Annotated in this window: 12 protein-coding genes; 5 read left to right on the forward strand and 7 right to left on the reverse strand. The window is 64.0% G+C overall.

Annotated features, from left to right (window positions below; genetic code table 11):
* The first annotated feature begins 89 nt into the window (after positions 1-89).
* Both ACP7EG_RS14315 and ACP7EG_RS14320 read left to right on the forward strand, forming a co-directional pair.
* Positions 90-833: a DNA-binding protein gene (locus tag ACP7EG_RS14315; RefSeq protein WP_096235078.1), complete on the forward strand. Its 744-nt coding sequence runs from the start codon at positions 90-92 to the stop codon at positions 831-833.
* 216 nt (positions 834-1,049) lie between these two features.
* Positions 1,050-1,997: a cupin-like domain-containing protein gene (locus ACP7EG_RS14320; protein WP_426088121.1), complete on the forward strand. Its 948-nt coding sequence runs from the start codon at positions 1,050-1,052 to the stop codon at positions 1,995-1,997.
* Positions 1,998-2,132: 135 nt separating this feature from the next.
* Here ACP7EG_RS14320 and ACP7EG_RS14325 read toward each other — a convergent pair whose 3' ends face one another.
* Complete coding sequence (locus ACP7EG_RS14325; RefSeq protein WP_426088122.1) at positions 2,133-3,044, reverse strand: DMT family transporter; 912 nt, start codon at positions 3,042-3,044, stop codon at positions 2,133-2,135.
* Positions 3,045-3,095: 51 nt separating this feature from the next.
* Here ACP7EG_RS14325 and ACP7EG_RS14330 point away from each other — a divergent pair, with 51 nt between their 5' ends.
* Both ACP7EG_RS14330 and ACP7EG_RS14335 read left to right on the forward strand, forming a co-directional pair.
* Positions 3,096-3,653, forward strand: a complete 558-nt coding sequence (locus ACP7EG_RS14330; protein WP_426088123.1) for a helix-turn-helix domain-containing protein — start codon at positions 3,096-3,098, stop codon at positions 3,651-3,653.
* Between the two features lie 15 nt (positions 3,654-3,668).
* Positions 3,669-4,580, forward strand: coding sequence for an ADP-ribosylglycohydrolase family protein (locus ACP7EG_RS14335; protein ID WP_426088124.1), 912 nt, complete (start codon positions 3,669-3,671; stop codon positions 4,578-4,580).
* On the opposite strand, the gene ACP7EG_RS14340 is transcribed toward ACP7EG_RS14335, so the two are convergent.
* From ACP7EG_RS14340 to trpS, 4 genes are all read right to left on the reverse strand, one after another.
* A complete protein-coding gene (locus ACP7EG_RS14340) occupies positions 4,577-5,308 on the reverse strand; it encodes a class I SAM-dependent methyltransferase (protein WP_426088125.1) in 732 nt (243 codons plus the stop codon). The genes ACP7EG_RS14335 and ACP7EG_RS14340 overlap by 4 nt on opposite strands.
* Positions 5,305-6,546, reverse strand: coding sequence for a voltage-gated chloride channel family protein (locus ACP7EG_RS14345; RefSeq protein WP_426088126.1), 1,242 nt, complete (start codon positions 6,544-6,546; stop codon positions 5,305-5,307). The genes ACP7EG_RS14340 and ACP7EG_RS14345 overlap by 4 nt, the downstream gene beginning before the upstream one ends.
* 39 nt (positions 6,547-6,585) lie before the next feature.
* The gene (locus ACP7EG_RS14350) at positions 6,586-8,175 is read right to left on the reverse strand and encodes a pyridoxal-dependent decarboxylase (protein WP_426088127.1); all 1,590 of its coding nucleotides are present in this window, start codon (positions 8,173-8,175) and stop codon (positions 6,586-6,588) included.
* A gap of 163 nt (positions 8,176-8,338) precedes the next feature.
* Positions 8,339-9,415 (reverse strand): tryptophan--tRNA ligase, encoded by a 1,077-nt coding sequence (trpS, locus tag ACP7EG_RS14355; protein ID WP_426088128.1) that lies wholly within the window; start codon positions 9,413-9,415, stop codon positions 8,339-8,341.
* Positions 9,416-9,711: 296 nt separating this feature from the next.
* Here trpS and ACP7EG_RS14360 point away from each other — a divergent pair, with 296 nt between their 5' ends.
* Positions 9,712-11,658 (forward strand): CocE/NonD family hydrolase, encoded by a 1,947-nt coding sequence (locus tag ACP7EG_RS14360; protein WP_426088129.1) that lies wholly within the window; start codon positions 9,712-9,714, stop codon positions 11,656-11,658.
* Here ACP7EG_RS14360 and ACP7EG_RS14365 read toward each other — a convergent pair.
* Positions 11,655-12,512, reverse strand: a complete 858-nt coding sequence (locus tag ACP7EG_RS14365) for an EamA family transporter (RefSeq protein ID WP_426088130.1) — start codon at positions 12,510-12,512, stop codon at positions 11,655-11,657. The two genes, ACP7EG_RS14360 and ACP7EG_RS14365, sit on opposite strands and share 4 nt — an antisense overlap.
* A 7-nt stretch (positions 12,513-12,519) precedes the next feature.
* Entirely contained in the window at positions 12,520-13,341 is an 822-nt protein-coding gene (locus ACP7EG_RS14370; protein ID WP_426088131.1) for a substrate-binding periplasmic protein, read from the reverse strand.
* Between the last annotated feature and the right edge of the window lie 25 nt (positions 13,342-13,366).

The raw sequence follows: 13,366 nt of genomic DNA on the forward strand, positions 1-13,366 counted from the left end.
ATTGAGAAATACTTTACGCTTTGCCGCTGCTGGCATAAGATAATGCCCTTGGGCAAGATTGCCCTGAGCAACATTCAAGAGCACACGACATGGCAAAAGTAAGCGCGGAACAGATCAATGCGGCAATGGACGCGATGGCGGGCGAAGGCCAGGCCATCACGGTGCGCGCCTTGCGCGAACGACTGGGCAACGGCGCCTGCCTGGGCACCATCAGCAAGCTGCTGCTGCGCCGCAAGGCGGGTGCGCAGCGCCAGATCGCTGCCGCCGCCGAATTGTCGCCCGTGCTGCAGCAAGCCATCCTCGATTATGTAGGACAGGAATTGAGCGCCAGCCACAGCGCGCATGAAGCCGAGATGAATGACAATCAGCAGGAATTGATGGACCTGGCCAGCGAGAACGAGCGCCAGCAAGAGTTGCTCGACCTGCAGGCGGGTGAGCTGGAAACCTTGCGCGATGAACTCGAACGCGAGCGGCAAGTGGCGAATCAAGCCCGCACGGACCTGGCCAAGGCACAGCTGCGCCTGGAAGGATTGCCGCGCCTGGAAGAGGCGGCCGAGCAGGCGCGCATGGACCTGGCCAAGGCGCAATTCAAGCTCGAAGGCATTCCACGCCTGGAAGAGGCTGCCGAAGCGGCGCGCGCCGAATTGATCCAGGCTCAGTTGAAGCTGGAAAGCCTGACGCGCGTGGAAACGGAACTGGCGGCCGCGCGCCTGGAACTGGAAGCGGAACGCGAAGAGCTGGGCGAAACGCGCGCCGAGCTGGACGAAGAGCGCACCCTGCGCATCAAGGCGCAGCAGTTCATCGTCGATCCCATCTTCAAGACGCCTGTCTGAGGACACCTGACCAAACCTGCTGCGCGTCGCGCTTTGCGGCCTGCGATGCTCACCGCACCTCAGTGCGGTTGCGCTTCTCGGCCACCTCTACCTTCCGCTCGCGACGGTTTTGTCAGGTGTCGATGCGTGGGGGGAATAGGTCATGCTGGCCTTGCTGGCTTAGAATGGCGCACTGTCGCGCCATGCCGCGCGACGCCCTGATCGCAAAGAAGGTTTATGTCCGTAGAAAAAGAAGTGCCGCCCGAGCTTGCGGCCACCCCCATCGCGCCGCGCGCCTTGCCGCCCAGGCCACCAGCAGAATGCAGTTCGCCCGAAGCGGCACTCGCGCGCAAGCAGGCGCGCGAAGACAAGGATGCGCAGGTGCGCGGCGTCATTTCCATCGACGCCATGCGCGCAGCCATCAAGCAGGTGGCGCGTAATTTGCCGGCCATCAGCGAGGTGCCGCGCCTGTCCATGCTGGACGCTGCCGCCTTCCGCGCGCGCGCCGCGCTGGGCCTGCCCTTCCTGATGCGCGGGCTGGTGCAGCGCTGGCCCTTGTCCACCCTGGCTCCCGACGTCTTGCGCCAGCAGTTCAGCCACGTGCCCGTGCGCGCGCGGGTGGGCGACTACATCAACACGGCGTTTGCAGCCGACCGCGCCATGCAGGATATGTCGATGGGGCAATACCTGGACCTGGTGGCAGAGGGCAAGTACGCGCTGCCGCCGTATCTGGGCAACCTGGAATTGCGCGAATTGAACCGCCTGTGCCACTGGCCCACGTATTTCGACAAGATGGGCCCGCCACGCTTCTGGGTGGGGCCGGCCGGCACGGTGACACCCTTGCATTGCGATTACGACGACAATATCTTTGCCCAGGTGTGGGGCCGCAAGCGCATCTTCCTGTCGCCGCCACACCACGATGCCTTTCTGTACCCCAACGAAGCGAACGCCATCCTGTTCGGCTCGCCGTTCGACCCGGAAGCGCCCGACTTCGAGCGTTTCCCCCTGGCGCGCCACGCCAGCATGATCGAATGCATCGTCGAGCCGGGCGACATGCTGTACGTGCCCGCCGGCTGGTACCACCAGGTGCGCGCGCTGACGTTTTCGCTATCCTCGAACCGCTGGGCCAGGGCCGTGCCGCTGGCGCTGCATGGGGATATGGCGCTGCGGCGGGCCGAGGCTTAGAACGCCTATCAAAACCTACTGCGCGTCGTAATTTGCGGTCTGCGATGCTCACTGACTCGGCGTCCCCGTACCTTCGTACAGTTGCGCTTCTCAACCACAACTTCCTTCCGCTCGCTACGGTTTTGTTAGGCGTTGTTAATCTGATGGCGCGATGGCCTTGCCATCGGCACGCAGGCGCTTCGGTCGCCACTCGCTGAGGATGCCCGCGCAAATGATCAATATCCCCCCAACGATGGCCAGCGCGGGCAGGCGTTCGCCGGCGATGCGCCCGATCACCCCCGCCCACACGGGCTCGCCCGCGTAGATCAAGGTAGCCTTGGTGGCGGAAATGCGCTTTTGCGCCCAGTTCATCACATATTGGATCAGTGCGCTGGCGCAGCCCAGGGCCAGCACGCTGAGGATGAACGTCTGGCTCAGGGCTGGCGGCGCTTCGCCCATGACGGGCATCAGCAGCAGGGCGATCAGGGACGCCGTGGCCAGTTGCACGATGGTCACGCGCAGGATGTTCAGTTGCGGCGAGACGCGGCTGATCAAAATAATTTCCAGCGCGATCGCGATGGCGCCCACGGCCGTCATCAGCTCGCCTTTGCCCAAGCCCATGCTCAAGCCATCCGTTCCCGTGAGCAACAGCAAGCCGACGAAAGCCAGCACCACGGCCGCCCAGACGGCGGCGCGGGGCCGCTGCTTGAAGACCAGCCATTGCACCAGCGGCACGATGGGCACATAGAAGGCCGTGATAAAGGCCGATTTACTGCTCGTGATATGCATCAGGCCATAGGTTTGCAGTGCATAGCCACCAAAGATGCTCACGCCGATGGCCATTCCTGTCAGCAATTCGGCCTTCGTCAACTGGCGCAGCTGGCCCCGGCAAACGAGGGCGCCGATGCTGGCGGCCACGGCAAAGCGGGCAGCGACAAAGGCCAGCGGGCCGCTGACCGTCACGGCATGCTGCACGACAAGAAAAGTGCCGCCCCAGATGAAGGTGATGGCGATCAGGGCCAGTTCGGGCAGGCCGAGAGCGGGCGGGGGACTTGCGTGTGTTTTCATGGGAGGCTATGCTATGAGCAAAATATTTCCCATCATAATAGGAGCAATATATTGCGCAGTCAAGCCGAGGCCGGTGGCGTGCTGGCACACCTGGCCGCAAATCTGCGGCGCTTGCGCCTGGTCGCCGGCCTCAGCCAGGAAGAGCTGGCGCGCCTGTCTGGCCTCAGCCGGCGCATGGTCAATGGCGTCGAGGCGGGCAGCACCAACATCAGCCTGGCCAACCTCGACCACGTGGCCGCCGCGTTGAAAGTAGCCTTTGTCGACCTGGTGCGGCCGCCGCAGCAGCCGCACGACAGCCTGCGCGTGCTGATGTGGCAAAGTGCATCGCAAGCGAGCCAGGCCGTGCTGCTGGGCGCGGCGCCCGCCAGCCGCCAGGTGGAACTGTGGTCGTGGACCCTGGCGCCGGGCGAGCGCTATGATGCGCAAGCCGACCCGGCCGGCTTCAGCGAAATGCTCTACGTGCTGGAGGGGGAATTACAGCTGGTGTTGGCGGCGGAAACCAGGCGGCTGGCCATGGGCGACTTTTTCGTTTTCAGCAGCGCGCAAGCGTATGCCTATGTCAATGCGGGTGCATCCACTTTGCGCTTTACGCGCAATGTGGCCAGCTAAGAGTCAATGGAAACTATGAATACGTCAACTTTGCACAACCGTTATCTGGGCGCCATGCTGGCGCTGGCCTGTGGCGATGCCATCGGCACGACCGTGGAGTTTTCTCCGCGCGGCAGCTTCGCGCCCGTGACGGACATGACTGGCGGTGGGCCATTCGGCTTGCGGCCGGGACAATGGACGGACGATACTTCAATGGCGCTGTGCCTGGCCGAAAGCCTGGTCCAGAAAGGGGCGTTTGATCCGGCGGACCAGATGGTGCGGTATCTGAACTGGTGGCAATGGGGCTATCTGAGCTCCACCGGCACCTGCTTCGATATCGGTGGCACGGTAAGAAGCGCGCTGGCCAGTTTCCAGGAAACGGGCAACCCCTGGAGCGGTTCCACGGCGCCTGACACGGCGGGCAATGGTTCGCTCATGCGCCTGGCCCCGGTCGTGCTGTTTGCTTATCCTGATGCCGAGGCAGCCGTGGCCTATGCCGCCGATAGTTCCCGCACCACCCATGCGGCACCCGAGGCGGTCGAAAGCTGCCAGTTGTTCGCCGCCTTGCTGTGCAGCGCGCTGGCGGGCACGCCGAAAGAAGAGCTGATCGCGAGTATCGCGTACCGGCCTGCCGAACCCAGGCTGGTGGAGCTGGCTAGCGGTAACTTCATCGCCAAAACGGAGCAGCAGATACGCGGCACGGGTTATTGCGTGGAGTCGCTGGAAGCGGCGCTCTGGTGTTTCTTCAATACCGGCTCACTGGAAGAGGCCGTGTTACGCGCCGTCAATCTGGGCGAAGATGCCGATACGACCGGCGCCATCGTCGGCCAGCTTGCCGGCGCGTATTATGGCGCCCAGGCGATTCCGCCGGCGTGGCTGAACACCCTGGCCATGCGCGGCGATATCGAAGAGCTGGCGGGTAAATTGTTTGAACGGCCCCGGGACTAGCGCAGGCTGCACCCCACCAGCAACAGCATCGGCCGTTCCCGCTCTTCCGCCAGGGCCGGCTGCTGCGCCACCTGTTCGTCTGTCGGCCCCCATTCTTCCACGTGTTCCAACTGGAAACCGGCGTGTATCAATGCGTTCAAGGTCGTGCCGAGGGTGCGGTGCTGCTTGATCACGCCCGGCGCCAGCCAGTCCGACACGCGCGGGCCTTGCTGCTGGTAACTGTCGATGGGCCAGCGCTTGCCGCCTTGCGCATCGGCCAGCCAGCCGGGCTGGCGCGGCGCCATGAAGATCGGGTGCTCGATGGAAAACACCAGCTTGCCGCCTGGCTTTAAACTCTGGCGAATGGCGGCCAGCAGGGTGGTGTAGCCTTCGATGTAGTGGAACGCCAGCGAGCTGTAGACGAGGTCGTAGCTGGCCGGCGGCAAGGCCAGTTGTTCCAGGTCCAGCCGGGCATACTGGAGCGCCGCGTGCGTCCCCGTGGCGTTCGCCTGCGCCAGCATCTTTTCCGACACGTCCACGCCCAGCACCCGTGTCGCACCGGCTTGCGCTGCCCAGCGGCAGAACCAGCCATAGCCGCAGCCCAGATCGAGTACCTGCTTGCCTTGCACATCCGGCAGCATGGCGCGCAGGGCCGGCCATTCGGGGGCACTGTCGAGGCCGCCAATCGAGCGCGGCAGCTGGCTGTAGGCCGTGAAGAAGGCGTCGTTGTCGTAGATATTCTGTGTCATGTGTCAAGATCCTTGGCAGGATGGCGCTTGGCATGCCCGCCCCGTTGCGCCCGGTAAATGCCTGCGTGGCCTGAAAACAGGTAGGCCACGACGCAGGCGATGGCCGCGTACACGCCGATCTCTGCGCCGAACAGCTCCATCGCCATCAGGGTCGAGGCGATCGGCGTGTTGGCCGCGCCCGCAAACACGGCGACGAAGCCGATGGCGGCCAGCAAGGCGACGGGCTGGTGCAGCAGCGGCCCCAGCGCATTGCCTAGGGTGGAGCCGATGAAGAACAGGGGCGTGACTTCACCGCCCTTGAAGCCCGTGCCCAGCGAGACGATGGTAAACGCCATCTTGCCGAGGAAATCCCAGGCGGGCAGTGGTTCCTTCAGCGCGTCGACGATGGTGGGGATGCCCAGGCCGATGTAGCGATCCGTGCCCAGCAGCCACACGGCCAGCGCGACGACGAGACCGCCTATCAGCGGGCGCAGCGGGGCATAGCTGATCCAGCGTTTCATCAAGGCACTTAAACCATGTGTGGCTTGCGCGAATATTTTGCCGGTCATGCCGAACAGCACGCCCGCGATCACCATGCCAGACAAAGTCCAGGCGGAAAGGGCGGGGATCAAAGGCACGGCGTAATGCGTATGCTGGACGCCCCACAACAGGCCCACCTGGTCGGCGATGACGGCGGCAGCCAGGCAGGGCAGCATGGCTTCATAGCGCAGGCGGCCGATGGCCAGCACTTCCAGGCCGAAGAGGGCGCCTGCCAGCGGCGTGCCGAAGACGGAGGCAAAGCCGGCGCTGATGCCGGCCATCAGGATGATGCGCCGGTCTTCGTTGTTCAGGCGAAACATGCGGGTCAGCTGGTCGGCCAGCGCGCCGCCCATCTGCACGGCCGTGCCTTCGCGCCCGACCGAGGCGCCGAACAGATGCGAGAGGACGGTGCCGCCCAGCACCAGCGGCGCCATGCGCAAGGGGATGATTTTTTTCGGGTCGTGGATTTCATCGATGAGCAGATTCGCGCCACCCTCGACACTGCTGCCATAGCGCAAATACAGCCAGCCGACGGCAAAGCCCGCCACGGGCAGCAGCCAGATCAGCCAGGCGTGCGCCAGGCGCGTGCGCGTGGCCCAGTCGAGGGCGAACAGGAAACCGGCCGAGGCCGACCCCGCCAGCGCGGCCACGATGCTCGCGAGCAGCAGCCATTTCAACAGATGCCGTAACAGGTCGGTGAGGGCGCTCAGGCGGTGCATCGGGCATCCAGTCAGGGCTGATGGGTGGGTGGGGATTCCTTACAGGCCCAGTTCCGCCACCAGCGCCTGGCCGATGGCGCGCTGTTCGGCCAGTATGGCGCGCAAGTGGTGGGGGCGTGTCTTGACATTCGTCATGACCACGCGCAGTACATTGGTCGGGCCGGGGTAGCGCGTCGATTCGAGCACGGTGCGCGAGACAAAGCTGTGGCCTTGCGCCTTTTGCCGGTTTTGCAGCTTGGCGGTCAAGTTGTTCAGCTGCTGGTTCAGTTCTGTCGCCGCGTCCACCTGGCCGCTGGCCAGCAAGGCCTCCATGCGCTGGCGCAAGTGCGCGGGCACGTAGCGGTAGGTCAGAATGAAGGTATCGGAACGCGTGACGAGTTCGAAATCCTGCTGGTCGGCCAGTAACTGCTGCAACTGGCCGGACAGGGTGGCCGCCTGCTGCAGCAGGGTCGTGTAGCCTGACACGCCCAGCACCTTGAACGAAGTCCACAGTTTCAAGGCGTCGAAGCGGCGCGAGCCTTCCAGCGAGGTCTGGCCCAGGTCGCCCGAGTTGTCGCGCAAGATGTAATTGGCGTTGTGCTTCAGCAGGTTCAGGCTGGCGCTGTCCTTGAACAGCACCATGCTTTGTGCCATCGGCACCCACAGCAGCTTATGCCCGTCGATGACGACGGAGTCGGCTTTGGCGATGCCGTCGTACAGGGCGCGGTACTGTTCGGCGATCAAGAGCGCGCCGCCCCAGGCGGCATCCACGTGGAACCAGATGTTTTCCCGTGCCGCAATCGCCGCCATGGCAGCCAGCGGGTCGATGGCGCCCGTTTCCGTCGTGCCTGCGATGCCGATCATGGCGACGACCTTGATCTTGCGCAATTTCAGATCGGCAATGGTCGCTTCCAGCGCGGCGACATCGATGCGGTTGTCGCGGTCGACGGCCACCAGGTGCAGGGCGTTTTCGCCGAGACCCAGGGTCGCCAGCGCCTTTTTCACGGAATAATGGCTGCGGGCCGAACCGATCACGGCCAGCCCCGCATGGCCAGAATCCTGCATGGCGGCAAACAGGCCCCGCTTGCGCGTGCCGGGCAATTGCTGCTCCAGCGCCACGGCCAGCGCCGTCAGGTTGCCCATGGTGCCGCCATTGACGACATTACCCAGCGCGCCGCTGGTGGCGGCCATCGCCTGCGTGTAGACGGCGTCGGGCTGCTGGTACACCTGGCGGTGCAGCCAGCCGAGGATCTGCTTTTCGATCAGCGTCGAGACGTACGCCGTCTCGATCTTCACCTGGTTCTGGTTCAGGGTGGCCGTAAACGTTTCGGCCAGCACGCTGATCCAGGGCAGGGCCTGCGTCATGTGGCCGATGTATTGCGGGTGGTTCAGCTGGGCCGTATTGGCCAGCACGGTGGTATCGAGTTCTTGCAGAAACTCCGCCACGGGCATGCCGTGCGCGGGCAGGCAAGTGTCGGACAGTTGCGTCAGCAGTTCCGCGTACGGCGTGTGTGGATAGGCCGTGTCGCGCTCGGCCGCCAGCCAGCCGCCCAGCATGCGCAGGGCCTGCTGCAGGGGCGCGGGCGAGCGTTGTAGCGCATCGATGGAAAAATGCTGTTGCAGCAGCTGTTCGATAGCGGAGTCGGTCATTAGCTATGTTTCAATATATGGTGACCCTAAGACAAGTGCCTGGGTCGGACCCTCAGGGTCCGACCCCAGACTCTGCTGTTGGGTTAGGCAAAAAAAGGCCCGGCGGAGACGGGATTCTACCCGACTCCGGCAGGGCGCATCAATTTGCTATTGGCTGTGGTAATTAGAAGTAATTCAGGCCCAGCGCCGACTTGACTTCATCGGCCGTGCGGGCCGCCACTTCGCGTGCCTTGAAGGTGCCTTCTTTCAACATCTGGATGACTTGACCCTTGTCCTTGGCGAACTCTTCGCGGCGGGCGCGGATCGGCGCCAGCATTTCCTGCAAGACCAGGTCCAGGCGCTTCTTGACGATGCTGTCGCCCAGGCCGCCGCGCACATAATGGGCTTTCATTTCGGCCAGTGCCGCTTTTTCCGGGTCGAACGCGTCCAGGTAGGTAAACGCGATGTTGCCTTCCAGGTGGCCCGGGTCTTCCACGCGCAGGTGCAGCGGGTCCGTATAGACTTTTTTCACGGCGGCCGTGATTTCAGCCGAGGTCGCGCCCAGGTTGATGGTGTTGCCCAGCGACTTGCTCATCTTCGCCTTGCCATCGATGCCGGGCAGGCGGCCGATGTCGGGCACCAGCGCCTTGCATTCCATCAGCACTTCGCGGTTGTACATGCGGTTGAAGCGGCGCACGATTTCATTCGTTTGCTCGATCATGGGGATCTGGTCTTCGCCCACAGGCACCACGCCGGCCTTGAAGGCCGTGATGTCGGCAGCCTGGCTGGCCGGGTAGGTCAAAAAGCCCGCTGGAATGTCGCGCTCGAAGCCGCGCAAGCGGATTTCTTCCTTGACAGTGGGGTTGCGCTCGAGGCGCGCCACGGTGACGATGTTCAGATAGTAAAAGGTCAGCTCGGCCAGTTCCGGGATTTGCGACTGGATGAAGACCGTGGTTTTCGTCGGGTCGATGCCGACGGCCAGGTAATCGAGCGCCACTTCGACGACATTGCGGTGCACCTTGTCGATGTCATCCATATTGTCCGTCAGCGCCTGCGCGTCGGCCAGCATGATGAATTGTTTGTAGCTGTTCTGGTAGCGGACGCGGTCGCGCAGGCTACCCACGTAGTGGCCCAGGTGCAAGGGACCGGTCGGGCGGTCGCCCGTCAGGATCACGGATTGCGAAGCGATGGCGGCAGCCGACAGCGGTGCTGTCGGGGCGTTGTCGGTGTCGGGGGTATCTGGGGTGTTAGGCAAGCTCATCAAGTTTCCTTTTGAGCCGCCTGCATCGGGGATGATCCAGGCTGAGCCTGTTACGCCACCGATCGAGGCGGCGTGGATCAAATTCACATCACTATAGAGTGGCCGCGCGAAAGTGAGCGGGACCACCAATTCAAGCAGGCGTGTTGTGACGGGATAAATTTCATGGCGTTATGGTTGCAGTTCGTGCGCGTTCTGTCAAGTTGCGCCCCGATTTATCTGCGGCACGCCGTGTGTGTGATGTATGTCAATCTTGCTTTCCGGGTACTATTGCCGACATGAATTTTTCGGAGAAGCGTATGCCTGTCGTAGCCCCCATTCGCCTGAGCAGCCTGGCCTTGCTGCTCAGCACCTTGTTCAGCGCCCCCGTGCTGGCGCAAACGCCGCCGATGACGCCCGATATCGGCGCCAGGCTGGTGATGCCCGACGTCAATGATTACGTCAAGCGCGTGGTGATGATCCCCATGCGCGACGGCGTCAAGCTGTACACGGTGATCGTCGTGCCGAAGGGCGCACAGCGCGCTCCCATCATGCTCACGCGCACGCCCTACAATGCGGCCCGCCGCGCCCAGCGCGCGGCCAGCCCCAGCATGCTGGCCACCTTGCCGCAGGGCGACGATACCCTGGTGGAAAATGGCTACATCCGCGTCTTCCAGGACGTACGCGGCAAGTATGGTTCCGAAGGCGATTACGTCATGACGCGCCCCGTGCGCGGCCCGCTGAACCATACCAAGGTCGATAACGTCACGGATGCGTGGGACACCATAGCCTGGCTCGTGAAAAACGTGCCGGAAACGAATGGCAAGGTGGGCATGCTGGGTTCCTCGTACGAGGGCCATACGGTGCTGATGGCCCTGGTCGACCCGCATCCGGCGCTGAAGGTGGCCATTCCCATGAGCGCCATGGTCGATGGCTGGCGCGGCGATGACTGGTTCCATAACGGCGCCTTCCGCATGCCCAGCTTGTCGTACATCGCGGGGCAGACGAGCGTGCGCGGCGGCGGCGAATCGCCGGCGCTGGGTATCTACGACGACTACGACGCGTATCTGCGCATCGGCTCGGCCGGTGACTACGCGAAAAAGTTCGGCATCGACAAGCTGACCTACACGAAAAAGCTGTTTGAACACCCGGCCTACGACAGTTATTGGCAGGAACAGGCGCTCGACAAGATCCTCGCCAAGCGCCCGCTGATCGTGCCCACCATGCACGTGGTGGGGCAGTGGGACCAGGAAGATATCTATGGCCCCTACGCCAGCTACACGGCGATGGAAGGGCGAGACAAGCGCAACAACCTCAATTACCTGGCCATCGGCCCGTGGCGCCACAGCGGTGTCAACTATGACGGTTCCAGCCTGGGCGCCCTGAAGTTTGACGGTGATACGGCGCGCCAGTTCCGCGAAAAAGTCATGCAGCCATTCCTCAATCAATACCTGAGGGATGGCGCGCCGGACGCGAACACGGCGCCCGTGGTGTCGTACCAGAGCGGCACGAACCAATGGCAGCGCCTGCAACAGTGGCCGCTGGCTTGCGAGACCTGCGACACGAAATTGACGCCGATTTACCTGCAGGATGGCTACAAGCTGGGCTTTGCGGCGCCATCGGGCGCTGCTGCGGATGCGGCTGAAGGTGCCTTCGACGAATACGTGGCCGATCCCGCCAAGCCCGTGCCTTTCGTGCCCCGTCCCGTACGCCTGAGCGATGGCGACGTGTGGAAGCCATGGCTGGTCAGCGACCAGCGCGGTTATGCGGACCGCACGGACGTGCTCAGCTACGTTTCCGCACCGTTGAAGGAAGCAGTGCGCATCGCCGGCGCGCCGATGGTGAACCTGTTTGCCGCTACCAGCGGCACGGATGCCGACTGGGTGGTGAAACTGATCGACGTGTATCCGGACGAAGTGCCGTCGCAGCCGGCCATGGGTGGGTATCAATTGGGCGTGGCGATGGACATCTTCCGCGGGCGTTACCGCGACAGCTTCGAGCACCCGACGGCCATTCCTGCGGGCAAGGTCGAGCGCTACCGCTTCGCCTTGCCGAACGCGAACCACGTCTTCCTGCCTGGTCACCGCATTGCCGTGCAAGTACAGTCGAGCTGGTTCCCCCTGTACGACCGCAATCCGCAAACCTTCGTGCCGAACATCTTCCTGGCCCAGCCAGGCGATTATAAAAAGGCGACGCAACGCGTGTACCACGCGGCAGGGGCGGCCAGCGCCATCGAGTTGCCGATAGCGCCGCTCGACGCGCGCTAGCCCATGCGCATGAGAATGGCACCCGCCGCGATCAGGCCGATGGCCAGGTAGCGGCGGGGGCTGATTTTTTCGCGCAGGAACAGGGCGGCAATGGCGATGGCGAACAGAATCGATGTTTCGCGCAGGGCCGCGATGGCCGCCACGGGCGCCTGCGTCATGGCCCACAGGGCCAGGCCGTACGAGGCCAGGGTACCGAAGCCGCCCAGGGCGGCCAGATGCCATTGCGTTTGCGCATACGCCAGCAGGTCGGCGCGGCGGTGCAGCACCGTCCACAGCAGCAGTCCGGTTCCGTTCAGCACAAAAATCCACATCGTGTAGGCGGCCGGCGCGCCCGACAGGCGCACGCCGATGCCGTCGATCAGGGTATAGCTGGCGATAACGCAGGCGTTGCCCAGCGCAAAGGCGGTGGCGCGTCCCGTGCTTTTCGTGATGCCGGCCGTGGCGGGCAGGCGCGCCGCAAAATACAGGCCGAAGATGCCCGCGCAGATGCAGGCCACGGCACCCATCTGCATGCCAGACAGGCGTTCGCCGATCAGCGGCCAGCTGGCCAGCGCCACGAGCAGCGGTGCGCTGCCGCGCATCAAGGGGTAGGCATGGCTCATGTCGCCCGCCTTGTAGGCGGCCGCCAGCAGCGAGTAATACGCGAGCTGCGCCACGGCCGAGGCGGCCAGGTAGGGCCAGCTGGCGGGGGCGGGCGCGTGAATAAAGGGCAAGACGGCCAGCGAAATCAGGGCCGCGCCGACGGACACCAGCACGGTCGTGAGGAAAGTATCCTTGCCCGACTTGACGATGGCATTCCAGCTGGCGTGCAGCAGGGCGGCAAACAGGACGACGGCGACGACCAGACCGGACATGGGGGCCTTAGCGCGGGCGTATGCTGAGCGAGAGCAGTTCCTGGCGGTGATGACGCTGGAAGGCGTCCATCACGGTGCCCGAGCGGCCCGCCTTGTCAAGTAAATCGCGCAAGGTGGCCTGGTCTTCCGCCGTCAGCGACTTGCGTGACAGGTAGACGCCGCTCATGCCCCACGGCAATTCCGGCAGCGCTTCCAGGCGCAGGCGGTCTGCCAGGCCGTACACGCGCGCATCGTTTTGCGCCACGCCGGCGAGGATGGTGGGCGCCATGATGGTGGCATCGATGAAGCCGCTTTGCATCAAACGCGCCACGGACAGCGCATCGACTTCGTAGAACAGGCGTCCCTGGCTGCTCAGCTCCTTCGCCAGCGCCTGGTACGGTGCGCCATAGTCGTAGCCGCGCACCAGCGCCACGCGCAATTCGCGCCGCTCGATCAGTTCCTGCATGGTGTTGATGGGCGTGCGCGCGCCTTGCAGCGAGATCAGCAGGGGGCGGCTGCCCAGCATGGGGATGAACAGGCCATGCTGGTCGCGCCGCAGCGTGCTGCTGGCCGGGATCAGCAAGTCTGCCTTGCCCGCCTCGAACATCGCTTCCAGGCGCGCGCGCGGCACGGCCGTGAAAATGAAATTGCAGCCCAGCTTGGCGCCCATGCTGCGCAGCAAGTCGGGATAGATGCCGCTGATGCTGGCGCCATTGACTACCACGCTGGCGCCGATGGCCGAGACGGGTACCTGGATGTCGCGCGAGCATTGCGCGCCTGCCAGCGATGGCAGCGCCAGCGCCAGCAGGGCTACGGTTCGGCGCCAGGCGCTGGAATAAAAGTCAGTCATACCCATCCTTGCTTGCCATCGAATC

The sequence above is a fragment of the Janthinobacterium sp. PSPC1-1 genome (genome assembly GCF_049897625.1).
Taxonomy (GTDB): domain Bacteria; phylum Pseudomonadota; class Gammaproteobacteria; order Burkholderiales; family Burkholderiaceae_D; genus Janthinobacterium; species Janthinobacterium tructae.